The organism is Paenibacillus sp. JT31N11 (assembly GCF_056269285.1).
In genome coordinates this window covers 598,615-623,245 of record NZ_JBWDNQ010000002.1, presented here as the reverse complement: position 1 = coordinate 623,245, position 24,631 = coordinate 598,615, and the positions used below count along the sequence as shown (strand labels likewise).

The 24,631-nt window shown below is 52.7% G+C and carries 20 protein-coding genes; 19 read left to right on the top strand and 1 reads right to left on the bottom strand.

Annotation, left to right across the window (positions count from 1 at the left end; translation table 11 throughout):
- Window positions 1-13 precede the first annotated feature (13 nt).
- The 5 genes from AC0YNV_RS11050 to AC0YNV_RS11030 all read left to right on the top strand — a co-directional run bounded on the left by AC0YNV_RS11050 (window position 14) and on the right by AC0YNV_RS11030 (window position 6,436).
- On the top strand, window positions 14-967 hold the full coding sequence (locus AC0YNV_RS11050; protein WP_475768140.1) for a ketopantoate reductase family protein: 954 nt from the start codon (window positions 14-16) through the stop codon (window positions 965-967).
- A 27-nt stretch (window positions 968-994) separates the two neighbouring features.
- Window positions 995-1,384 (top strand): DUF3397 domain-containing protein, encoded by a 390-nt coding sequence (locus AC0YNV_RS11045; RefSeq protein WP_379114073.1) that lies wholly within the window; start codon window positions 995-997, stop codon window positions 1,382-1,384.
- A gap of 192 nt (window positions 1,385-1,576) precedes the next feature.
- On the top strand, window positions 1,577-3,232 hold the full coding sequence (bshC, locus tag AC0YNV_RS11040; protein ID WP_475768139.1) for a bacillithiol biosynthesis cysteine-adding enzyme BshC: 1,656 nt from the start codon (window positions 1,577-1,579) through the stop codon (window positions 3,230-3,232).
- A 17-nt stretch (window positions 3,233-3,249) separates the two neighbouring features.
- A complete protein-coding gene (locus tag AC0YNV_RS11035) occupies window positions 3,250-4,518 on the top strand; it encodes an adenosylhomocysteinase (RefSeq protein ID WP_475768138.1) in 1,269 nt (422 codons plus the stop codon).
- An 844-nt stretch (window positions 4,519-5,362) separates the two neighbouring features.
- Window positions 5,363-6,436 carry a DUF4349 domain-containing protein gene (locus tag AC0YNV_RS11030; RefSeq protein ID WP_475768137.1) on the top strand — a complete coding sequence of 358 codons (1,074 nt, stop codon included), beginning with the start codon at window positions 5,363-5,365 and terminating at the stop codon, window positions 6,434-6,436.
- 72 nt (window positions 6,437-6,508) lie between these two features.
- Here the strand turns inward: AC0YNV_RS11030 and AC0YNV_RS11025 are convergent, their stop codons facing one another.
- On the bottom strand, window positions 6,509-6,754 hold the full coding sequence (locus tag AC0YNV_RS11025; protein ID WP_210046582.1) for a hypothetical protein: 246 nt from the start codon (window positions 6,752-6,754) through the stop codon (window positions 6,509-6,511).
- Between the two features lie 238 nt (window positions 6,755-6,992).
- On the opposite strand from AC0YNV_RS11025, the gene mraZ reads away from it, so the two are divergent.
- The 14 genes from mraZ (at window position 6,993) to AC0YNV_RS10955 (ending at window position 24,585) form a co-directional block, all read left to right on the top strand.
- Window positions 6,993-7,424: a division/cell wall cluster transcriptional repressor MraZ gene (gene mraZ, locus AC0YNV_RS11020; RefSeq protein WP_475768136.1), complete on the top strand. Its 432-nt coding sequence runs from the start codon at window positions 6,993-6,995 to the stop codon at window positions 7,422-7,424.
- A 72-nt stretch (window positions 7,425-7,496) separates the two neighbouring features.
- The gene (gene rsmH, locus AC0YNV_RS11015) at window positions 7,497-8,429 is read left to right on the top strand and encodes a 16S rRNA (cytosine(1402)-N(4))-methyltransferase RsmH (protein ID WP_210046581.1); all 933 of its coding nucleotides are present in this window, start codon (window positions 7,497-7,499) and stop codon (window positions 8,427-8,429) included.
- A 49-nt stretch (window positions 8,430-8,478) separates the two neighbouring features.
- A complete protein-coding gene (locus AC0YNV_RS11010) occupies window positions 8,479-8,883 on the top strand; it encodes a septum formation initiator family protein (protein ID WP_210046580.1) in 405 nt (134 codons plus the stop codon).
- An 11-nt stretch (window positions 8,884-8,894) separates the two neighbouring features.
- A complete protein-coding gene (locus AC0YNV_RS11005) occupies window positions 8,895-11,090 on the top strand; it encodes a penicillin-binding transpeptidase domain-containing protein (protein WP_475768135.1) in 2,196 nt (731 codons plus the stop codon).
- Window positions 11,091-11,202: 112 nt separating this feature from the next.
- A complete protein-coding gene (locus AC0YNV_RS11000) occupies window positions 11,203-13,140 on the top strand; it encodes a stage V sporulation protein D (RefSeq protein ID WP_210046578.1) in 1,938 nt (645 codons plus the stop codon).
- A 112-nt stretch (window positions 13,141-13,252) separates the two neighbouring features.
- Window positions 13,253-14,740 (top strand): UDP-N-acetylmuramoyl-L-alanyl-D-glutamate--2,6-diaminopimelate ligase, encoded by a 1,488-nt coding sequence (locus AC0YNV_RS10995; RefSeq protein WP_475768134.1) that lies wholly within the window; start codon window positions 13,253-13,255, stop codon window positions 14,738-14,740.
- Window positions 14,737-16,194, top strand: coding sequence for a UDP-N-acetylmuramoyl-tripeptide--D-alanyl-D-alanine ligase (locus tag AC0YNV_RS10990; RefSeq protein WP_475768133.1), 1,458 nt, complete (start codon window positions 14,737-14,739; stop codon window positions 16,192-16,194). Before AC0YNV_RS10995 ends, AC0YNV_RS10990 begins: the two co-directional genes overlap by 4 nt.
- Window positions 16,195-16,206: 12 nt before the next feature.
- The gene (gene mraY, locus AC0YNV_RS10985; protein ID WP_210046575.1) at window positions 16,207-17,163 is read left to right on the top strand and encodes a phospho-N-acetylmuramoyl-pentapeptide-transferase; all 957 of its coding nucleotides are present in this window, start codon (window positions 16,207-16,209) and stop codon (window positions 17,161-17,163) included.
- Window positions 17,164-17,670: 507 nt separating this feature from the next.
- Window positions 17,671-19,092, top strand: coding sequence for a UDP-N-acetylmuramoyl-L-alanine--D-glutamate ligase (murD, locus tag AC0YNV_RS10980; protein WP_475768132.1), 1,422 nt, complete (start codon window positions 17,671-17,673; stop codon window positions 19,090-19,092).
- 45 nt (window positions 19,093-19,137) lie between these two features.
- Window positions 19,138-20,235 (top strand): stage V sporulation protein E, encoded by a 1,098-nt coding sequence (gene spoVE, locus AC0YNV_RS10975; protein WP_475768131.1) that lies wholly within the window; start codon window positions 19,138-19,140, stop codon window positions 20,233-20,235.
- 7 nt (window positions 20,236-20,242) lie between these two features.
- A complete protein-coding gene (murG, locus tag AC0YNV_RS10970) occupies window positions 20,243-21,352 on the top strand; it encodes an undecaprenyldiphospho-muramoylpentapeptide beta-N-acetylglucosaminyltransferase (protein ID WP_475768130.1) in 1,110 nt (369 codons plus the stop codon).
- Window positions 21,353-21,531: 179 nt separating this feature from the next.
- Complete coding sequence (gene murB / locus AC0YNV_RS10965) at window positions 21,532-22,437, top strand: UDP-N-acetylmuramate dehydrogenase (protein ID WP_475768129.1); 906 nt, start codon at window positions 21,532-21,534, stop codon at window positions 22,435-22,437.
- A 15-nt stretch (window positions 22,438-22,452) separates the two neighbouring features.
- A complete protein-coding gene (gene murA, locus AC0YNV_RS10960; RefSeq protein WP_475768128.1) occupies window positions 22,453-23,733 on the top strand; it encodes a UDP-N-acetylglucosamine 1-carboxyvinyltransferase in 1,281 nt (426 codons plus the stop codon).
- A gap of 87 nt (window positions 23,734-23,820) precedes the next feature.
- Complete coding sequence (locus AC0YNV_RS10955) at window positions 23,821-24,585, top strand: cell division protein FtsQ/DivIB (RefSeq protein WP_475768127.1); 765 nt, start codon at window positions 23,821-23,823, stop codon at window positions 24,583-24,585.
- The last annotated feature ends 46 nt before the right edge of the window (window positions 24,586-24,631 follow it).

The window sequence follows — 24,631 nt, the reverse complement described above, 5'->3', positions numbered from 1 at the left end:
GATGTGGCGAAGGATGATGAGAATGCAAATCATAATCGTTGGAGCCGGATCGCTTGGACTGATGTACGCAGCGCGGCTCGCCGGATCGGGCGCTGAGGTTATGCTTGCCGCACGCGGGGAAAAGCAAGCCGCGTCACTACGTGACGGCGGTATTTGCCTCGAAGAGGCCGGTCTGCAGAGCAGACGATATCCTGTCATGGCCGCCGGGCTAGACAAGGCAGGGGCCGGCATGCAGCCTGGGGCAGACGACTGGATTTGGCTGACGGTCAAGCAATCGCATCTGACTGACGCGTTTATGGACAAACTCAGGCTGTCCGGTTTATTGGCACGGGGGGCATCCCTGCTAACTTTGCAGAATGGCATTGGACATATGGAAAGACTGCAGTCGTATTTTCCGGACAATCCGCTCTATGCCGCCGTTACGACAGAAGGCGCCCTGCGTATAGCGGATACCCGGGTTCGTTACACCGGACACGGCGTCTTTACCTTTGGCAAATGGCCAAAAGCCGCGGAAGATGGGGACAAAACGCAAAAAATGTTGCTTGAAACGCTGCATGCGGCAGGAATTGAGGCGGAACTGTCGAATGACATGGGTAATCGGATTTATCAGAAATTGTTAATCAATGCGGTTATTAATCCGCTTACGGCCATACATGGCATCCCTAACGGAATATTGGCAGAGGACCCGGGGTTAAGACAAGAAATGGCGGATCTGCATGCGGAGAGCGAGAAAATCCTGCTTGCTGCAGGCATGACGGCGGCTGGAGATTCCTGGGGACGGCTGCTGCAGGTTTGCAGGCAAACCGCAAATAACGAATCATCCATGCTGGGTGATGTAAAAGCGGGTCGCTTAACGGAAATCGACTGGATCAACGGAGGAATTTCCTCGCTTGCCAAGCGGTATGGCCTGCTTTCTCCATTAAATGATGCTGTAACGAACGCAGTTAAATCGTTATCCAAGAGCTAATGGCGAGAGGAGTCGGCCGTTATACAATTGCTTTGGGAAAGTATCAAAAATGTCTATGCCTCGCTGGCTGTGATTCCGATCGTGCCTTTTATTCTGATTTATTTCGGATATGCGGCAATCAGCGGCGACCGCAAACGGGCTTTCCGATTGGCGATGGATATAACCACAGCCCTGCTGATCGGCTGCGTGGCTGTTTTGTTCAATCGGATCTTTCACAGCAACTTTGGCTTATACGGGATTTTATTGATTCTGCTGCTTGGCGGAGGTCTGCTCGGAAATGTGCAGTATCAATCGAAGGGCGTCCTTGATGTCCGGCGGATCGGCAGAGCTGTCTGGCGGCTTGGTTTTTTTTTGATGGCTATTTTATATGTTTTGCTGATGTGTATTGGCATGGGCAAAAGCCTTTTCGCCGCATAAATGACCGCTATCGATGTCTATACATAAAAAGCTCCATCGTCTTCCTCGGCAGAGGAGGCGATTTTCTTTTTGACGGTCAGCTTTACGTTGTGTACAATGAGGGAAAATGCTTTCTTTTTTATAGCAGCTTAGCAAGAACAATACAACTTCATAATTCATGATGATGAAATAGAGGGAAGGTTGAGACTGTACATGGAGATCGAATCGGTACAGCTGCCTTTCGGTCAGCCGTTAACCGAACAATATGTGAAACGGACAAATCCGAAAGTGGAGAGTATATTTGGCAGTCACCCCGCAGATGACAGAGCATGGACGGATAGGCTCCGCCAGTTGAAGGAACACACGTCAAGGCGCATCCCGGCCGATCGTTTGGCGGCTATGCTGGAGCGCTATAATACAAGAGTAAACGGACATCGTTCCGTTATCAGCAATATTCAGGCCATTGCAAATGGGGCGCCGGTAGTTGTAGGGGGACAGCAGGCCGGATTATGGACCGGACCGCTTCTGGTGATACATAAGGCTGTCACCATAATTGCAGCTGCCAGAGAAGCTTCCCTTCTAACCGGAGAAACCGTAATTCCTGTCTTCTGGATTGCAGGCGAGGATCATGATTGGGATGAAGCCAATCATGCCATTATTCATGGCGACGCTGGAATTAATAAAATCGCCATCGACCGCCCCTTGGGCTCGCGAACTTCCGTCAGCCGTACGGAGCTGACCCGGGAGGCTTTTCTTGAGGCTGTTGAGCAGTTGAAAAGCTCCTTGCCGGATACCGGCTTCAAGCCGGATCTTATAGCACGTCTAACCGGATTTGCCGAACAATCCCGGACCATGTCCGATTTGTTTGCATTGACAATGGGCTGGTTGTTCGGGGATCAGGGTCTGGTGCTGCTTGATTCGGATGATCCGGCGCTTCGGGAGCTGGAGGCTCCGATGTTCCAGATGATCATCGAGCGTAATGATGAGCTGGAGCAGGCTTATTTAACGGGAGCCGAAGTGGTGCGCGGGCTGGGATTTGAACCGCAGGCCGATGTGCAGGAAGGAAGCGCCAACCTGTTCCTCTTCCTTGATCCGCAGGATGAGAACGGCGCCGGCATTCCGGAACGGACTCTTTTGTACAAGCGCGAGGGAAGATTCGAGAACCGGAAAGGCACATTCTCGTGCTCGCGCGAGGAGCTGATGACCATTGCGGTTAATGCGCCGAGCAGGCTCAGCAATAATGTATTGACGCGCCCGGTCATGCAGGATTATGTGCTGCCGGTGCTGGCAACTGTGCTTGGCGCAGGGGAAATCGCATATTGGGCGCTGACAGCCCCCGCATTCCGCATGCTTGACATGCAAATGCCGATTATTATGCCCCGTATGTCGTTTACCCTGGTTGAGGGAACAATTGCGAAGCATATGATAAAATATGATTTAACCTTTGACGATGTGGCTTTCCGCTTCCCGGAGAGGAAGGAAACCTGGCTGAAAGAGCAGGATGATGTCGACATCGATGGCCGTTTTGCAGAAGCCAAGCGTTACTTTGCCGAGATGTACGATCCCTTATTGGACACAATTGGCTCCATTGAAACAGGGCTGTCCTTATTGGGTGAAGTCAACAAGCGGCGTATTACAGCGCAGATCGAATATTTGGAGAAACGGACTAAAGAGGCGCATGCCAGGCGGTTTGAAACCGTGACCAGACAATTGGACCGGATTGCCACAGCCCTTTGGCCTGCCGGACAGCCGCAGGAACGGGTCGTGAATATCTCCGTATATTGGAACCTGTACGGCCGAAGCTGGCTGGACCGCCTGCTTGAACTGCCGCTTGACCGCTGTGGCGGACACCGCATGATTTATATATAGAGAGGGAGCTGGAATAATTGACTGTAGATTCCAAAAAAGCAAGCATTGTCACTGACCTGTCGCTGGCACCGGAAGGACATTTGAAGATTGATTGGGTAGCGGCTCATATGCCGGTGCTGAACCGGATCCGCGAGCAATTCGAGAAAGAACAGCCATTCAAGGGGCTTAAAGTCTCGATTTCGCTTCATCTTGAAGCGAAGACGGCCTATCTGGCAAAGGTTGTTCAGGCGGGCGGCGCTGAAGTCACCATAACGGGCAGCAACCCGTTGTCCACACAGGATGATGTATGTGCTGCTTTGGTGGAAGATGGCATTACGGTATTCGCCAAATACAATCCGGATCCCAAAGAGTATAAAGAACTGATGATCAAGGCGCTGGAAACCAAGCCTGATCTCATTATTGATGACGGCGGCGATCTTGTATCGATTCTCCATGCCGAGCGTCCTGATTTGATGGAAAATGTGCGCGGCGGCGCGGAAGAAACGACAACGGGTATTCTGCGGCTGAAAGCGATGGAAAAGGACAGCTCGCTGAAATTCCCGGTTGTAGCGGTGAATGATGCATTTTGTAAATATTTGTTTGACAATCGTTATGGCACAGGACAGTCGGTATGGGATGGCATCAACCGTACCACCAACCTGGTCGCTGCAGGCAAAACGGCTGTTGTTGTCGGTTATGGCTGGTGCGGCAAGGGCGTAGCTATGCGTGCCAAGGGATTAGGCGCTAATGTAGTTGTAACCGAGATCGATCCGATCCGTGCGGTTGAAGCCTACATGGACGGTTTCACGGTTCTGCCGATGATTGAAGCGGCCAAAGTCGGCGATATTTTCGTCACCGTTACGGGCAATCGGGACGTCATTCGCGGCGAGCATTACGAAGTGATGAAGAACGGTGCAATTCTGTCGAATGCCGGTCATTTCGATATCGAGGTCAACAAACCGGAGCTTGAGGCTTTAACGGCAAGCAAACGCGTCGTAAGACGGAATATCGAAGAATTCAAATTAAAAGACGGCCGCAGCATTTACCTTCTGGCGGAAGGACGACTGGTCAACCTGGCAGCAGGGGACGGACATCCGGCGGAAATCATGGATATGACTTTCGCCTTGCAGGCGATTTCGCTTAAATATGTAAATGACAACTATCAAACAATCAGCGCTAAAGTGGTTAATGTTCCTTACGAGCTGGATCAACGGGTTGCCGAATACAAGCTGGCTGCCATGGGTATGGCGATCGACAAGCTCACAGACGAGCAAAGAGCCTACCAGGAAAGCTGGACCGAGCATTAAGCAATAACTAATCGCTAACAATTAAGCTAGTGTTCCCCCAAAAAACCGTTTGAGCAGGATTCCAAAAGAATCCGCACAAACGGTTTTTTGCGTTCCACCAGGCACAAACCAGCTAGGCCCGCCTCATTCCCGCTAACGTTATTCAAAAAATCATAGGCCCAGAGCGGCCAACAAGGGCGCGCAAAAAGTAAAACTGTGTCCCAAAAGGACGAAAACGAATCCGGGCACATACCAGCTAGGTTCCGTCTCAATGACACAAACGTTATCCCATTCGGGTGTCCAGAGGGCGGAGCCCTTAGGGTCCCCCTCTGGGGGATTTAGGGGGACTACCCCCACTCATTGCCATCAATGTTATCCAAAAATCATAGGCCCAGAGCGGCCAACCAGGTGCGAAAAAAGTAAAAGTGTGTCCCAAAGGGACGAAAACGAATCCGGGCACATATCAGCTAGGTCCCGTCTCATTGGCACAAACGTTATCCCAATTCGGGTGTCCAGAGGGCGGAGCCCTCGGGGTCCCCCTCTGGGGGATTTAGGGGGCACACCACCAGCAAAGCCCCACCTAATTTCTGCTAACAGAGAGGCCAATCAGGCGCACAAAAAGTAAAAGTGTGTCCCAAAGGGACGAAAACGAATCCGGGCACATATCAGCTAGGTCCCGTCTCATTGGCTCAAACGTTATCCAATTCGGGTGTCCAGAGGGCGGAGCCCTCGGGGTCCCCCTCTGGGGGATTTAGGGGGAATCCTGAGGATTTAGGAGGGGAATCCCCATGCAACATAACCCAACTGATTCCCGTCTAGAAAACATACACAAAAAAATCCACAATTTTCTAAAGGGGGAATCGACATGAACATCATGAACGCTGCAAAGCATCACCATCGCAAATGGTTGAAATTGTACATCACAGCCGTAATCTCGGCGATCCTGCTCATTGCGGCAGGCTGCTCATCCAGCAGCTCCAACATGAATAGCGGAAATTCAGGAAATAGGCAAACGAGCAATGCTTCAAGTATGCAAAATCAATCGGCGCAATCTTCCGAGGCAGCAACGGAGCAGGCAGTTCCGGCAGCCGACAGCGGTATGAGTGCAACTACCGCTTCCGGAACGCCGGTGAACAACACGGCAGAAGCGGAGACGGGAATGTCCACAGGCACAGACATAGATGCCGACGGATTCAGCCGCAAGCTGATTTACCATGCGAATATCACGATGGAAGTGAGCGACTATGGCCAGTCGCAGACGGAGCTGAAAAATATTATCCATTTGTCAGGGGGCTATATTCTGGAGTTTGGCGACCAGAAATCCGCAAATGAGCTGGGTGGCACCTACACGATCAAGGTTCCCGCTTCAGGCTTCCAATCCTTTCTCAGTCAGCTTGAGAAGCTGAAGCATCTGGATTATCAAAGCAGCATGAAGGGCACAGATGTGACCGAGGAGTATGTGGATCTGGAAGCCAGACTGAAATCCCGGCAGGTGGTCGAAGCCAGATTGCTTGCGTTTATGGACAAAGCCACACAGGCGGATGATCTGTTGAAGTATTCCAATCAGCTTAGCGAGGTGCAGCTGGAGATCGAAAGAATCAAAGGGAGAACGCGTTATCTGGATCAAAATGTGTCGTTCTCCACCATTGAGCTGAGGATATATCAAAATGCCGGATTCTCTGATTCGGCCCAGCAAGCAAAACCACCCTTATTGGACCGTTCGCTGGATGCCATGAAGGCCAGTACTTCGTTCATCAATCATTTTGTTCAAGGACTATTTGTTGTTATAGCGGGGGCACTGCCAATTATAGCAATAGCTCTGGTGATCGGTGTTCCGGGATATTTCATCTATCGAAGAAAAAGCAGAAGCAGGCTGCAGCCGGTAGAGTCAGGCGGAATAAAGCCGAATGAAACGGAAGAACAGGAAAAGCAGGATTGAAATATTAAATACCTTTATATTTCTGGCATGAGCTGCATCAAAGCCTTCTGGGCTTAAGATGACAGCTCATTTTTATTGGACCAGTGTTTTATCACCCACATGCCGCAGGGCATTGCGGATCGCGGCGGCTTTGGCGAGACGCTGGCGCTCATCCTCGCTGGAAACAACGAACTGCGGCATTTGATAAAGTTCGATAAGCGCTTCTTTGCTGGCTTCTGCCGCATCGTAGTCATTGCCCAGGAGATAATGGGCTACCTGGTAGCATAGCTGTTCGACCGGGCGTAACAGCTCGATTTTTAGATCGGCGGTAGGAATCATGGCTTCAGTCGGACGCTCCTTTTATCCAAAATAGTAAACAGAAGTCGGGCTCGATAGCTCTAGCTTACACGAAGCTTGTTGTTAAAAGGTTTCAAAAGTGTAACAAGATTAATCACATAAATTATTCTTAATAATTGCATGCAAAAGGAGGATTTCAATTTCAGGTGGCGAATAGATCAACATTAGTGGTGAAAAGTGGGGCAAAGTGGCGGGCTTGAACCAAGGGGGTGAAGCGGCCGTGTTTATGGGGGAGTTCCAGCATAGCATTGATGACAAAGGCCGTATCATTATTCCAGTCAAGTTCCGTGAAGGCCTCGGCGAGCAATTCATCATTACGCGTGGTCTGGACAACTGTTTATTCGTATACCCGATGAGCGAGTGGGGCATATTGGAGCAAAAGCTGAAGTCGCTGCCTCTCATGAAATCGGACGCCAGGGCGTTTTCCCGGTTTTTCTTCTCGGGAGCGACTGAATGCGAGCTCGATAAACAGGGAAGGGTAAATGTACCCAATACATTATGTGAGTATGCGAAGTTCAACAAAGAATGCGTCGTGATCGGAGTTTCGAACCGGGTGGAAATCTGGAGCAAATCGATTTGGGAGGGCTACTTTCAGCAATCGGAAGAGTCATTCAATGAAATTGCGGAGAAGCTTGTTGATTTTAATTTTTAGCATGATTTTTTTTAGAACGCGGGCCCATGCCGTTTGACGGCAAAGGTACCTTTGAGCCGGGAGGGCTGCAGCTTGTTTCAACATATAACGGTGCTCAAAGAAGAAGCGGTTGAAGGTTTGGCAATCAAGCAGAATGGCATCTATGTCGATTGTACGCTCGGTGGTGCCGGCCACAGTGAAAGCATTGCATCCAAGCTTGGGGAGGGCGGACGTCTTATTGCGCTCGATCAGGATGAATGGGCGCATGATAACGCGAAGATCCGTCTTGCTCCATACCTCGATAAGGTAACGCTGGTCAAACGGAATTTTCGCGATCTGGAGCAGGTTCTGCAGGAACTGAATATTGACGGGGTTGATGGTGTCTTGTTCGATTTGGGCGTGTCCAGTCCGCAGCTTGATGAAGCGGAGCGTGGATTCAGCTATAACCATGATGCTCCGCTCGATATGAGAATGGATCGTCAGGGCGATCTGACAGCAGGAGAAATTGTGAATACCTGGGATGAACGGGAAATCTCCAGAATCATTTCGACCTATGGGGAGGAGCGGTTTGCCAGGTCAATTGCCCGCAAGTTCATCCAGGCCCGGGAACTGAAGCCAATTGAGAATACGGGAGAGCTTGTCGAGCTGATCAAATCCGGCATACCTGCAGCAACAAGGCGGACCGGGCCGCATCCGGCCAAACGGACTTTCCAGGCACTGCGCATCGCGGTGAACGATGAACTGGGAGCGGAAGAATCAGCATTGGAACAAACCATTAATGTTTTGAAATCCGGAGGAAGAGCTTCGGTTATTACCTTTCATTCCCTCGAAGACAGAATTTGCAAGCAGATGTTCGCGAAATATGTGGAGACCTGCACATGCCCGCCGGACTTTCCGATTTGTGTATGCGGGCGCAGCGGCCGGCTGAAGCTGGTTAACCGCAAACCGATTGTGCCGGGCGAACAAGAGCTTGAACAGAATCCCAGAGCGCGGTCGGCAAAACTCCGGATTGCCGAGAAATTATAATTCAGAGCGTTAAATCAGGCAAAAAGATAGGACAATAGGGAGGAACAAAATGGCTTACGTAAACGGCAATCTTGCACTTCAACCGAAACGCAAACCGGACCCTAAGCAGCAGTACCGCGAGACGAAGAAAGTTCAGATTAAACGGAAATCCATGCCAGTGCAAGAAAAGCTGCTTTATCTGTTCACGATTATTGTTTGTGTCATTGTTGCGGGGGTCATTATTTTCCGTTACGCGCAAATCTATGAAATGGATAAGAAAATCAAAGATATGACGCGAGATTATACGACGATGCAGGTAGAGATGAAAGAGCTCAAGAAACAGGTGGAAACACTGAAAAATCCCGAGACCATTCAGGATCAGGCCAAGATGCAGGGTATGGTCGAGGATCCTAACGAACCGATCAAGGTGAGAACAGGGAGTAAAGAGACAGAAACCGCAATGAATAAGGAATAAGGTGATCAGCTATGACAAAAAGGATAAAACTGCGTACGCTGCTGGTCGGAGGGTTGATTACCCTCTTTTTTGTTGTTCTCGTAGGCCGAATCTATTGGGTCCAGGTTGTCAAGGCCGATTACTGGGCGGATAAAGCCCGGGATGTCTGGTCCAGATCGGAGAAGCTGGTTCCAACCAGGGGAACCATCTCCGACAGGGATGGTAATGTCCTGGCGATGGATGTGCTGGCTTACAACGTCTCGGTTAATCCGAAGCTTATCAACAAGCTCAAACTGGAAGACCAGATTGTAAGCAAGCTTCACACGATTCTGGGAACATCGGAAAGCGACCTTCAGGAGATTGTAACCGCGAAGAACGATAAGGGAGAGTTTTATGTCAACCGCGAAGTACGCCAGAAAGGCTGGCAGGTGGATAAGGAAGTCAAGGATCGGATTGAGAAATATAGAGACGAATTGATGAAGCAGACCAAAGAGCCGGATATCGGCATTTATTTGACAGAGGATAAGAAGCGGTATTATCCGAAGAACAATATGGCTTCCCATATCGTCGGTTATATGAACAACCAAGGCGTGCCTGTTATGGGGCTTGAGAAATCGCTGGACACGGAATTAAGCGGCAAGGAAGGCGAGATTGTTTATGAAAAGGACGGCAATGGCGTCATTCTGGAGGATGGGACGGTCAAATTCAATCCTTCCGTGGATGGCAAGAATGTCAAGCTGACCATTGATTCGGATATTCAGTATTATGTCGAAGAGGCGCTCAGGGAAGCTTGGAATGAATTTCATCCGAAAAGCATGACGGCGATCGCCGTAGATCCGCAAACGATGGACATTTTGGGGATGGCGAACCTGCCGGACTTTAACCCTAACGAATATGGAAAGGCGCAGCCGTCGGATTTCTATAACAGCGCGATTAGAGCTCTTTATGAGCCCGGTTCGACATTCAAAATCGTAACGCTGGCGGGGGCCGTTCAGGAAGGACTGTTTGATCCCAATGATCATTATATGTCCGGATCGATTCAGGTAGGAAAGCAGCAGGTTAACGATATCAAACGTGGCGGCTGGGGCGATATTACGTATCTGGAAGGACTCAAGCGATCCAGTAACGTGGCTTTCGTCAAGCTTGGTTATGAGAAACTCAAAGCGGACCGCCTGATGGATTATATCAAGAAGTTTGGATTCAATGAGAAAACGAATATCGAACTGCCGGGTGAAGCGGCTGGCTCCATTACCATTAATCCGAATATCGCAAGGGATGTCGCAAATGCTTCATTCGGTCAGGGGAAGGTGCAGGTTACGCCGATTCAGCAGGTTACGGCCGTTGCTGCCATCGCGAACGGAGGCAAGCTGATGCAGCCGCATCTGATCAAGGAAATCGATGATCCGGTGGCCAAAACATCTGTCGTTACGAAGCCGAAGGTCGTTCGTGAGGTGATTTCCGATAAGTCCGCGGAACTGGTGGGCGGATATTTGGAGCAGGTCGTCTCTGACCAAGAGATTGGCACAGGGAGAAACGCCTACATCGAAGGCTACCGCATAGCAGGCAAGACAGGGACAGCCCAGAAGGTTGTAAACGGTGCATATTCCAGTGATCAATATGTCGTATCTTTCATTGGTTACGCACCGGTGGAAAAGCCCAGAATCGCTGTGTATGTGGTAGCCGATGCGCCGGAAGACAAGCTGCTGGGCGGCGGGGCGGTTGCGGCGCCGGTTTTCAAAAAAATAGTGCTGCAAAGTCTGCGCCATATGGGCGTCAGTCCGACAGTTGAGCCTGCCAAGGAATCCGCAGCGAAGGACTTGACCGTCACACTGCCGGAGCTGACCAATCTTACTCTCGATCAGGCCAAGGCACAGCTTACCTCGCGTTCGCTTACACCCGAGGTCATCGGCAAGGGCAATAAAATTTTGCAGCAAATTCCAAAAGCAAATTCAGCGGTCAATCCCACGCAGCGTGTTTATTTGATCACGGAGAACCGGAGCGAGCTCGCGATTCCGAATATGAGCGGTCTGTCCCTGCGCGACGCAATGGAAATCTGCACACTGCTGCAAATCAAATGTGTGACTGAGGGACAAGGTTTTGTCACCTCGCAGACACTTGCCCAGCTGAAAGGCGAGAAGGTCTTGAAGCTCACATTGGCTCCTCCCGCAGACCAGACATCAACAGAGGACGGGGACGCGGAAAAGCAGGAGGAAGACAAGAAAGAGTAAGCTGCCGGTAAAGGATAGCTTGTTCTAACCCCTTTTTAAACCGAATAGGCTTGGATTAGGAAACGGATGTGCGTATGTTCCCGTTTTACGTGCTATTCGGAGGGGATTGCAGGTGAAAATTTCGAATGTTACCGTAAGGCGGCGCTTATTTATCGCGCTGATCATCGCTGTCGCTTCTTTTGCGCTCCTTATAGGCAGGCTCGCTTACGTGCAATTGTGGAAGGGCGAGGAGCTCGCGTCAAAAGCGGAAAACTCCTGGCGGAGGGAAATTCCGTTCTCGGCCAAGCGGGGGGAAATATGGGACCGAAACGGAACCAAGCTTGCGTATAATATAAGCTCGCCGACGATTATGGCGATTCCCGCCCAGATCAAGGATGCGCAGAAGACGGCAGCAGAGCTTGCGAGAGTGCTCGACATGACGGAAGACGCCGTACTGACGACCATTACGAAAAAACAGTTGATCGTCCGTATCCAGCCCGGAGGCCGGAAAATCACAACGGACAAGGCCCAATTAATACGCGATTTGGCACTGCCGGGCGTTGTTGTGGCGGAGGATAACAAACGTTATTATCCCATGGGCAGCTTTGCTTCGCATGTGCTGGGCTTTACCGGGATCGACAATCAGGGCTTGACCGGTATTGAAGCGCAGTACAATGACATGCTTTCCGGAATCAACGGGAATATTTCATTTCTCTCTGACGCGAAAGGCCGGCAAATGCCGGGCTCTGCTGATTCTTATCTGAAGCCCAAGGATGGTCTGAATCTGGAACTGACCCTCGATAAGCAAATTCAGTCCATTATGGAACGCGAGCTGGATCAGGCCATGGTTAAGTTCCAGGCGGACGACATCATGGCGATTGCGATGGACCCGAGTACGGGAGAAATTCTTGGAATGGCTAGCCGTCCTACGTACGAGCCGGATAAATATCGTGATGTTGATCCACAGGTGTACAACCGGAATTTGCCCATTTGGATGACCTATGAGCCGGGTTCGACATTCAAGATTATTACGCTTTCCGCTGCGCTTGAAGAAGGCAAGGTAAACTTAACCAATGATCACTTCTATGATCCAGGGTTCGTGGAAGTCGGCGGAGCCCGCTTGCGCTGCTGGAAGAAGGGCGGTCACGGCTCACAGACGTTTCTGGAGGTTGTGCAAAATTCATGCAATCCCGGTTTTGTCGCGCTGGGCAACCGGCTTGGCAAAGATAAATTGTTTCAGTATATCAAGGACTTTGGCTTCGGCACCAAGACCGGCATTGACCTCGGCGGCGAAGAGAACGGGATCATGTTCAAGATGAGCCAGGTCGGCCCGGTGGAGCTGGCGACAACCGCCTTCGGCCAAGGGGTCTCCGTAACGCCGATCCAGCAGATTACGGCGGTCTCGGCGGCAGTCAACGGCGGAACGCTGTACAAGCCGCATGTTGCCAAAGCCTGGATCAACCCGGAAACCGGTGAAACGGTCGAAACGGTGGAGCCGGAGGCCGTGCGGCAGGTGATCTCGGAGAAAACCAGCCAGCAGGTAAGGGAGGCGCTGGAGAGCGTGGTGGCCAAAGGAACGGGGCGCAATGCTTTTCTGGATGGCTACAGGGTTGGCGGTAAAACCGGTACGGCGCAGAAAGTTATCAATGGCCGATACTCGCCCAATGAGCATATCGTGTCCTTCATCGGCTTCGCACCTGCGGACGATCCCAAGATTGTCGTGTATGTGGCGGTCGACAATCCGCAGGGCATTCAGTTTGGCGGCGTCGTTGCCGCCCCTATTGTGCATAACATCCTTGCGGATGCCCTGCCCTATATGGGAATTGAGCCTCGTAAGAAGCAGATCGAGCGGGATTACAAATATGGCGAAACGCCAATCGTTACGGTTCCGAATCTTGTAGGCAAGACGGTATCCGATATTTACGAGGATATGAATATGAATTTCAATCTGACGTCAGCCGGCAGCGGAGACACCGTAATCAGGCAGGCACCGGCTGCAGGATCACGGGTGGAGCGGGGCTCGACGATCCGCATTTATTTGGCCAAGGATGATGAAAGCAATCATCCTTGACTATACTGGGAAGAGAATGTATAACAGGTACGGGTAAAACGTCAGCAAGAATAATAGAACCTATTACAGGGCCGGGACATGATCAAAAAGGCCGGGGTGGAGGAACTGACCCATGCGTTTGGAACAAATAGCCGAATTGCTGCTTACAGCACGATTTATTGGCGATAAGAACACAAAAATCAACGGAATCCAAATCGATTCCCGCAAAGTATCGGCAGGCGACTTGTTTATCTGCCTGCCGGGCCACACGCAGGATGGTCATGACTTTGCGCCCCAGGCGATGGAACGTGGGGCATCAGCGCTTGTGGTGGACCGGGAGCTGCCGATCGGCATTCCGCAAATTCTCGTCAAGGACTGTCGTCTCGCGATGGCTGTCATTGCCGATATATATTTTGAACAGCCCAGCCACAAATTGAAGCTGATCGGCGTAACGGGAACGAACGGGAAAACAACAACGACTTATTTGATTGAACGCATTCTGGCTGATGCAGGCTTCAGCCCGGGTGTGATCGGAACGGTAGAAATGCGCTATGGCGGCCGATCCTATCCAATGTCGGGCACGACGCCCGAGGCGCTGGAGCTTCAGCGCAGCCTGGCCGGAATGGTGGAGTCAGGAAGCAATTACTGCGTCATGGAGGCATCCTCGCATGCGCTGGAGCAGGGGCGTGTAAAGGGCTGCCGTTACCGGACGGCAATATTTACCAACCTCACGCAGGATCATTTGGATTATCATTATACAATGGAGCGTTACGCTGCAGCCAAGGAGCTGTTGTTCTCCCGGCTCGGCAACGAGTATGCCAATTCTCAGGGCGACCGAACATTTGCGGTGTTGAATGCCGATGATGAGGCTTCTGAGGGATTTGCCAAAGCTACGGCCGCTGAAGTCATTACCTATGGTGTGGATCAGGAAGCAGATATTCGCGCAACCCATGTACGGATTACCGCGCATGGAACGTCCTTTCATGTGAACACCTTCAAGGGAGAAGCGGATATTACGCTGCAAATGACCGGGAAGTTCAACGTTTATAATGCTTTGGCCGCAATAGGCGCGGCATTGATCGAAGAGGTTCCGCTTGCGCAGATCAAAGCAAGTCTGGAGAGCCTGCCGGGAGTTCCGGGAAGAGTCGAGGCAGTTAATGCCGGCCAGCCATTCGCCGTCATTGTCGATTACGCGCATACGCCCGATGGCCTGGAAAACGTATTGGCAGCGGTCAAAGAGGTGGCCTCAGGAAGAATTATCTGCGTGTTTGGCTGCGGCGGCGACCGAGACCGGACGAAACGTCCGCTTATGGGTTCGATTGCCGGCCGTTACGCCGATTATGCTATCGTCACCTCCGATAATCCGCGCACCGAGGATCCGGCGCAAATCCTGAAGGATATTGAAGTCGGGCTCATCGGGGACGGGGTGTCCGGAGACCGTTACGAGCTGCTGGCGGACCGTCATGCGGCGATCCAAAAAGCGGTTGATATGGCCAGCCCCGACGATGTAATATTGATTGCGGGGAAAGGTCATGAGACGTATCAGATCATCGGGGATCAGACGCACGACTTTGATGATCGCGTTGTGGCCAAAGAAGCGATAAGGAGTCTCAGACTGTGATAAAACGAACGTTAGGCGCCATTGCCGACATGTGCGGTGGAACGTTGACAAACAACCGGTTTGGCGAAATTGCCATAACCGGCGTAACCAGGGATTCACGAGATGTTCAGCCTGGCCAGCTTTATATTCCGCTCGCCGGCTATAACTTTGACGGACATGATTTTGCCGGCAACGCTCTTGCTGGCGGGGCTGCTGCGCTGATCTGGCAGTCCAACCGGTCGATACCGGAGGCGCTGATTGACGAGCCTCTGCTACTGGTGGACGACCCGCTTACCGCTCTGCAGCGATTAGCCGCTTCCTACCGGGAAGAGCTGAATTTGCGCGTTGTCGGGATAACGGGAAGCAACGGCAAGACCACAACCAAGGATATGGTAGCCTCCGTGTTATCAGGCGTCTTCCGGGTACATAAAACCGAAGGCAATCTGAACAATCATATCGGGCTGCCGATTACCGTCCTGCAGCTGGATGAATCGGTTGATGTGGTCGTGCTGGAAATGGGAATGAGCGGTTTTGGCGAAATCGAGCTGCTCACCTGCATAGCCAAGCCGGATATCGTTGTCATTACCAATATCGGGGATGCGCATCTGCTGCAGCTCGGGTCGCGGGAAGGCATTGCGAAGGCCAAGCTGGAAATAGTCGCAGGGCTTCGGGAAGGCGGACTGCTCCTGTTCAACGGCGATGAGCCTTTGCTGCATGCTGGAGTAGAAGCACTGAATCTGCCTGATACGCTCAGGAGGCAGACCTTTGGTTTGGGGCAAGGCAATGACTGGAACGCCGTCCATGTCGAGGTGGACGCGATATCCTCCGCTTTTGACGTCAATGGACTGGAATCTTTCAACCGCTTGTCGCTCCCGGTTCCCGGACATCATAACGTGTCCAATGCGCTGGCAGCGGTAGCCGTAGGCAGAGCCCTTGGCATTCCGGCGGAGAAAATCCGCGAGGGCTTCGAAGGATTGCGGTTGACGGGGATGCGTATTGAACCGGTGCGGGCATACAACGGGGCAATGGTGCTTAATGATGCTTATAATGCCAATCCGACGGCGGTCCGCGCAGCGGTCGATCTGGTGGCGCAGCTGACAGGTTACCGGCGCAAATGGCTGGTTCTCGGGGATATGCTGGAGCTTGGCGCACAGGATGCGGAGCTTCACGCCGATATTGGCGATTACATCACCCCATACAAGGCGGATCGCTTGCTGACCTATGGAGCGCTATCCCGCCACACGGCCTCCGCAGCTTCCAAATCATTTGAGAAAAATGCGGGAGCGGAAGAGAGCAGCGGGACGCTGAGCGATCCTTCATCTTTGCAAACCGAAGCGCCGGTGGTCGCTTTTGAAGATAAAGAGCAGTTGATCGAGTGCCTTCGCGCCTCATTGACACCGGAGGATCTTGTATTAGTGAAAGGCTCACGAGGCATGCGTATGGAAGAAATCGTCCACGCGCTGCAGCGTGTATGATGAGGTGACAACATGGACATCAAGGTCATCCTGCTGTCAATTGGCGCTTCTTTTCTCCTTGCGGTTTTGCTCGGACCTTTGTTCATCCCGCTGCTTAGACGGCTTAAATTCGGCCAGCAGATCCGGACGGACGGGCCGCAGAGCCATCTGAAGAAGAAAGGCACGCCGACTATGGGCGGCATCATCATTATGCTGGCGTTGCTGCTCAGCTTTTTGAAATTTTCAGAGATTACACCGGAATTTTGGGTACTACTTATTGCATCGCTGGGTTTCGGACTTATCGGATTTCTTGATGATTATATTAAAATCGTATTCAAGCGATCACTGGGCTTAACCGCTAAGCAAAAGCTGATCGGCCAGCTCATCTTTTCCATTATAATCTGTGTCCTGCTCTATCAAATGAATCACAGCACCGTCGTGGGCATTCCCAGTACAACGATACAATTTGATTTCGGCTGGTTCTATTATCCGTTTGTCGTCATCATGCTCTTCGGCACCACCAACGCCGTCAACTTCACCGATGGCGTCGACGGATTGCTGGCAGGCACAGGCGCGATTGCCTTCGCCGCCTTTACCATCCTGGCTCTGCATGCAAGCGAGCATGAATCGGCAATCTTCTCAGCCGCCATGATCGGCGCCCTGCTGGGCTTCCTGATCTTCAATGCCCATCCGGCCAAAGTCTTCATGGGCGACACCGGTTCATTGGGCATTGGCGGCGGCATGGCGGCAGTTGCGATCTTGACGAAAACGGAAATTCTGCTCGTCCTTATCGGAGGGGTATTCGTCATCGAAATGCTCTCGGTGATCCTGCAGGTCGCCTCATTCAAGCTTCGCGGCAAGCGAATCTTCAAGATGAGCCCGATCCATCATCACTTCGAGCTATCGGGCTGGGGCGAATGGCGCGTCGTCACGTCCTTCTGGTTCGTATCGCTCATCCTGGCAGCTATCGGCCTCGTTCTGGGCCGATAAAAAAGTCCCGCTAAGGGACAAGGCGCCTCAAGCGCCGAGCCCTTAAAAGTCCCGCAGGGACAAGGCGCCTCAGGTGCCGAGCCCTTAAAAGTCCCGCAGGGACAAGGCGCCTCAGGTGCCGAGCCCTTAAAAGTCCCGCAGGGACAAGGCGCCCCAGGCGCCGAGCCTTTAAAAGTCCCGCCAAGGGACAAGGTGCCAAAGGCGCCGACAATCGCCCCGAAGAGGGCGACCAGCTCCAAAAGTAAAAGCGTGTCCAAAGGACGAAAGCGATCCAACGACCAAACAACCGCACTAACCGTCTCATTGACCCAAACGTTATTCTAGACGAAGTCATCCTGGTACCCAGGGAGCATCAAAAGTAAAGCGTGTCCCTAGGGACGAAAGCGAGCACACCAAATAACATTAACGAGGGCGCTACTCTGCAACTCGGACGTTATCCCATTCCGGGTGTCCAGAGGGCCGGGGCCCTTGGGGTCCCCCTCAGGGGGATTTAGGGGGGAATCCACATTGTACCAAGGCAAAAAAATAGTCATACTGGGGCTCGCCAAAAGCGGCGTCAGCGTTGCGAAGCTGTTCCACAGGCTGGGCGCAAAGGTGATTGTCAACGACCAGAAGAAACGCGAATTGTGCCCCGAAGCGGATGAATTGGACGCTTTGGGTATTTCTGTTATTTGCGGCAGCCACCCGGATGATCTCATTACCGGGGATACCGCGCTGGTAGTCAAAAACCCGGGTATTCCCTACAGCGCGCCGCCGGTCAAGCGGGCGCTCGCGCTGGGATTGAAAGTGGTCACGGAAGTGGAGATCGCCTACCAACTTTCGGATGCGCCGATTATCGGCATTACCGGCTCCAACGGCAAGACCACCACGACAACGTGGATCGGGGATATGCTGGAGGCTGCCGACCTTGCGCCGATCGTGGCGGGCAATATCGGCACACCGCTTTGCGAAGCGGCGCAAACCGCTACGGGCAACAATTGGCTGGTGGCCGAGCTCAGCAGCTTTCAACTCAAAGGCACGCAGCATTTTCGTCCGCGCGTGTCCGTACTGTTGAATGTGGTCGAGACCCATCTGGATTATCACGGGGACATGGAGGATTATGTCCAGTCGAAGGCCAAGCTGTTTGCCAATCAAACGGAGCAGGATACCGCTGTCATCAACATGGACGATCCCGTTTGCCGCCAGCTTGTCAGCGAGGGCAGGATTAAGGCGCATATCATTCCTTTTGCGGTTTCTCAAAGCCTGCCTTATGGGCTGTTCATTGAGCCGCCCTTCCCGGAAGAGCTGTCCGCGCCGCCTGATGGGCTGGATAGGGAGATCATCTGGATCGACCGGGAAGAAGCAAGACATGTCGTCTTGCCCGTTCACGAACTGGGCATTCCGGGAAGGCATAACGCAGCCGACGCACTTGCCGCGATTGGAGCCTCGCTGGCTGCAGGCGCACCGCTTGAAGCGCTCAGAGCTCCGCTGAGGGAGTTCAGCGGGGTTGAGCACCGCCTGGAGTTTGTCTGTGAGAGCGGTGGCATACGCTACTACAACAACTCTAAAGCGACCAATCCGGCAGCAACGATCAATGCACTGCGCTCGTTCCCCCCGCGGATTGTACTGATTGCGGGAGGACTTGACCGGGGTTCGGATTATATGGAGCTGCTGCCGCATATCAAGGATCAGGTCAAGGCGGTCGTGACGCTTGGAGAGACACGCGGGAAGATTGCTGCGGTTGCCGAGCTGGCAGGTTTAGCGTGGATCAAAACAGTCGAACCTGAAGAGGACGCCGAAGCGACGCTGCAGCAAGCCGTGCGCGAAGCCGCCTCCTTTGCAGAGCCGGGAGATATCGTTCTACTCTCGCCCGCCTGCGCCAGCTGGGACATGTTCAAGTCTTACGAAGAGCGGGGGCGCATTTTTAAACAATCGGTGCATACCTTGTAAGTAGGGGGCTTGTCCCTACTTACGCATGCAAGAGGTGTTTGTGCTATGGTAAAAGCCCGGTCCGCCCCGGATGTATGGATGATCGTATCGATATCGTGTATTCTCGCCATCGGCCTTGTGATGGTATACAGTGCAAGCGCAGTACTGGCATTCCATGAGTTCGGCGACAAATTCTATTACGTCAAGCGCCAGTCCATCTTTGCTGCGCTGGGTATTGCGTCCCTGCTGGTAACGATGAACGCTGACTATGGAATATGGAAGAAATGGTCCCGGCCCGCTCTGTTTATCTGCTTTGGCCTGCTGGTCATTGTATTGATTCCCGGAATCGGGGTTGTCCGCGGGGGAGCCAGAAGCTGGCTCGGCATCAGCTCGCTCGGCATCCAGCCCTCGGAATTCATGAAGCTGGCCATGGTGATCTTCCTGGCCAAGCTGTTATCCGAGAAGCAGCAGACCGTCACCTTGTTTACCAAGGGACTGCTGCCACCGCTCGGTATTCTCGGCGCAGCCTTTGCGCTGATTATGCTGCAGCCGGATCTGGGAACCGGCGCTGTTATGGTAGGCGCTTCCCTGCTGGTCATCTACACCTCGGGCGCGCGTATGGCGCATCTGGGCTCGCTTGCCATGATTGGCGTTGCCGGATTTGTTGGGCTGATTCTTGCGGCGCCTTACCGGATGCAGCGCATCACCGCCTTCATGGACCCATGGGCCGATCCGCTTGGCGCAGGCTATCAGATCATTCAATCCCTCTATGCCATCGGACCTGGGGGACTTGTCGGACTTGGGCTTGGGATGAGCCGTCAGAAATTTAATTATTTGCCCGAACCGCAAACCGACTTTATCTTCTCTATCGTTTCGGAGGAGCTGGGCTTCATCGGCGGCGGTACGATTATTATTCTCTTTGCCATCCTGCTGTGGCGCGGTATGCGGGCGGCGATCTCAGCTCCTGATACGTTTGGCAGCCTGCTTGCGGTGGGCATTGTCGGGATTGTCGCCGTACAGGTGTTTATCAATATTGGCGTCGTCATTGGTATGCTGCCGGTGACGGGAATTACACTGCCGCTTGTCAGCTATGGCGGTTCATCGCTGACACTGTTGCTTACGGCGCTCGGCATTTTACTTAATATATCCCGTTATTCGAGGTGAACATGTCATGCGTATCGTATTGACCGGCGGCGGAACAGGCGGCCATATTTATCCGGCGCTTGCGATCGGCAGGCAGGTGAAGGAAGAAGCTCCGGATTCATCGATATTATATATCGGATCTCCCAAAGGACTGGAGAGCCGGATTGTGCCTGCACAGGGGATCGCGTTTGAACCTGTGGAGATCACGGGCTTCAGGCGCAAGCTGTCTTTGGACAATGTGAAAACCATCATGCGTTTTCTAAGAGGCGTAAGGCGCTCCAAGCAGCTCCTGCGGGAATTCAAACCTGATGTAGTGGTGGGTACAGGAGGATATGTATGCGGACCGGTCGTCTATGCGGCCGCCAAGCTTGGCATTCCAACGCTTATCCATGAGCAGAATGCCGTATCCGGCTTGACCAACCAGTTTTTAACCCGGTATGCGGATTGCGTAGCTGTCAGCTTCAAGGACTCGTTGTCCCAGTTCAAGCGCTCGAAGCATGCTGTCTATACAGGCAATCCTTGTGCGACTCATGTGGTTCGCGCAAGCAGGGATAACGGATTCAAATCGCTGGGACTGCCTACCGGCAGCCAGATCGTACTGATGGTCGGGGGCAGCAGAGGCGCGAAAGCGATGAATGACGCGATGGTGGACATGGCAGGAATGGTTATGCGAATGCCCAAGGTTCATTTTGTATTTGTGACTGGAGAAAGCTACTATGAAAGCACGATGAAGAGAATGAAGGATGCACAGCAGGGGCAGCCTGCCAATCTTCATGTGCGGCCGTATTTGCATAATATGCCAGAGGTGCTGGCTGCGTCCAAGCTGATTGTCAGCCGTTCGGGAGCTTCATCGCTCGCGGAAATCACAGCTTTGGGAGTTCCTTCTATTTTAATACCGTCTCCGAATGTCACGAATAACCATCAGGAAGCGAATGCGAGAAGCCTCGCGGATGCAGGAGCCGCTGAGATGATTCTCGAACGGGACTTAAGCGGCAGCAAATTGTTCGAGCGCATAACAAGGCTGATCGGCGCCGAAGAGCTGTTGACCAAAATGGGGCTTGCGGCACTGACGCTCGGCATGCCGCAATCGGCATCCCTCATCGGACAAGAAATTAAGAGATTAACGGACAAACCGTAGAGCATCATGGGCGATTGTCACACTCATGCGCGGGAAGGCATAGAATACCCTATAATCGTGACCGTCACCTGGCGGGGCCCGTATCTGCAACCGAAAATCAGCAGGGAGGGCAGCCTGGCTGGGAGAAGCATGCCCCGCATTCGACAATCGCTAATAGCAAAAAGGAGGTACGGGCAAGGATGGAGCAATTGTTAGCGGAATTACAACAAATCGATTCAGGCAGCGTGAGATCTGGCGAACCGCTTTCCGGATATACAACCTGGAAAATCGGAGGTCCGGCAGACATCTTGGTTATTCCGCAAAATAAAGAGCAGCTGGTGTCCGTGGTGCGTTTGCTCCGCAAACAAGGAGTGCCTTGGACCAACCTCGGACGCGGCTCCAATTTGCTGGTAAGCGATAAGGGAATCCGGGGCGTTGTGATCCAGCCGGGCGAAGGATTCGATTATGCACGATTTGATGGCACGCTCGTTCATGCGGGCGCGGCTTATTCCTTCATCAAGCTGTCTGTCATGACAGGCAAGGAAGGATTGACCGGTCTGGAGTTTGCAGGGGGAATTCCAGGTTCGGTCGGCGGAGCGGTGTACATGAATGCCGGTGCCCACGGGTCGGATGTGTCACGTATATTCAAATCGGCCGACATTGTACTGGAAACAGGAGAATTGGTACACTGCGATTCAGGTCAAATGGGTTTTTCCTATCGTCATTCCTTTCTTCATGAGCAGCCCGGAATCGTGGTTAATGCGACATTTGAGCTTGAACGCGGCGACCGTAGAGAGATCGCGTCCACGATGTCCGCTTACAAGGAGCGCCGACTGCGCACGCAGCCGCTAAAGTCGGCTACTGCAGGCAGCGTGTTCCGCAATCCGCCGAATGATTTTGCCGCGAGGCTGATCGAAGAAGCGGGGCTCAAGGGGATGCGAAGCGGAGATGCCGAAGTGTCGACGCAGCACGCCAATTTTATTGTGAATACCGGTCAAGCGAAGGCCGAAGACGTCCTCACCCTCATGACAACTATTCGCAGCACCGTTAAAGACCGATTCGGAGTCGATTTGGTGCCGGAAGTACTGGTGGTGGGTGAGCGGTAATTCGGAGGTGATACATTGGACAAATTGGTGATTGAAGGCGGGAAACCTCTCTCAGGAACCATAGTTATCCAAGGAGCGAAAAATGCCGCTTTGCCGATTTTGGCTGCCAGTCTGCTAGTAGAAGGAAAAGTGACGATCGATCATGTGCCAAAGCTTCTTGATATCGACGTCATGCTGAACATTTTACGCGAGCTCGGCTGCCGGGCGGAACATGTGGATGAAACGGTTATGCTTGATACAACATTCGCACATTCCTCGCATGTCCCGGAAGCTCTTATGCGTCAAATGCGCTCCTCCATCTTTTTGATGGGGCCGCTTCTAGCACGATTTGGCAAAGCAACGATTTATCAGCCAGGCGGCTGCGCGATCGGGGAACGAAAGATTGATTTGCATTTGAGAGGTCTTATGGCGCTTGGAGCACAAATAGAAGAAGAAGGCAGCCGCATTGTTTGCTTCGCGGACCGGCTGAAGGGCGCTGAAGTCCATCTTGATTTTCCAAGCGTGGGCGCAACAGAAAATATTATGATGGCTGCAGTACTGGCGGAAGGGTTTACGACTATCAGCAATGCTGCCCGTGAACCGGAAATTCAGGACCTGCAGCGGTTCTTGTGCGCACTGGGCGCCAAGATCATCGGAGCCGGAACCGACACCATAACGATTGAAGGTGTACAGAAGCTTGTTCCATGCCGGTATCAGGTCATCCCGGACAGGATCGTTACAGGAACCGTCATGGTTGCCGCAGCGGCCACCAGGGGCCAGGTCACGCTGCACAACACGCAGCCATCCCATCTCACCTCGCTCATTCACGTGCTTCGCCGGGCAGGTGTTCAAATATCGGTGGACGGTGATATAATCAAAGTTGGCAGTGCGAGCCGGAGCAAGTCTATCGACCGGATTGTCACTTCTCCTTATCCGGCGTTTCCAACGGATTTGCAGTCGCAAATTATGGTGCTGCTGTCGCTCGCCGACGGGGTAAGCGTCATGAAGGAAACGATTTTTGAAGGCCGCTTCAAGCATGTCGACGAGCTCTCGCGTATGGGGGCGGACATCAGGGTCGACTTGAATTCCGCATTCATTCGGGGTGTTCCAAGGCTTTACGGGGCTACGGTGGAAGCGACTGATTTGCGTGCGGGAGCCGCACTGGTTATCGCAGGGCTCGCCGCCCAAGGCAGAACAGTCGTGGAGCAGGTACACCACATTGATAGGGGTTATGACCGGATTGAGACGATGCTTTCCCGATTGGGCGCGCGAATCTCTCGGCTGTCTCCGGTTCCCAAGAAAGAGATTGTCTCTTAAATTAACCATTGCTGGATGAAGCGCTATACAGACCGTGAACGGCAGCCTCTTTGCCGTTTATCGTCTGTTCGAAAGAAGGGACAAGTCATGGCAGACAAGATGCCCGTGCTGAGGGAACCTGTCCGAAGACGCCGGGGCGGCAAAAAGCTGCTGGCAGTGCTCTTTTTGCTCTTTATAGTTATATTATGCGTGTTGTTTTTTAATTCGAATATCAGTAAAATTTCTTCCGTCGTGGTGGAAGGACAGAAGTTTACGAGAGCGGCGGATGTTCAGAAGGCTGCGGGCATCAGTGTGGGCGACGCCTTTTTGGGTACATCGACCAATACCATTGAAGCACGGGTAAAGAAGCTCGCTCCGGTTGAGACGGTGGAAGTAACCAAATCATTTCCCGGCACCGTCAAAATTGTGGTTCACGAGTTTCCGGGTGTCGCATTCCAACTGTCGGACCAAGGCGTGCTGACCGCTCTGTTATCCAATGGGACAAGCGTTCCGACGGGGAGCGACATCATCGTGGACAAGCCTATCCTGTCCGGCTGGAAAGCCGATGACCCGGTCAAGGCGCAGTTGTGCAAGCAGCTTGCCGAGCTATCCGCCCAGTCGCTGTCCGATTTTTCGGAAATCATCCCTACGCCTTCAAATGCGTATCCGGACCGCATCAAGATTTATACGCGCACACGTTTTGAGGTCATTACCGCGGTTTCGCTGCTCCCCGGGAAGGTGCCGGCGCTTAATGCCGTTATCGAGACGCAGGAGCCGGGACTTATCACGATGCTGCTTGCAGATACTTATACATCATTTACCCCTGACGAGGGGGGAAATAAGGACGCCGATCAAAAAGACACTACTCAATAGGGTCAAAGAGTGTTAGAATTTTAATTATGCATCTTTTTGCCTCTCT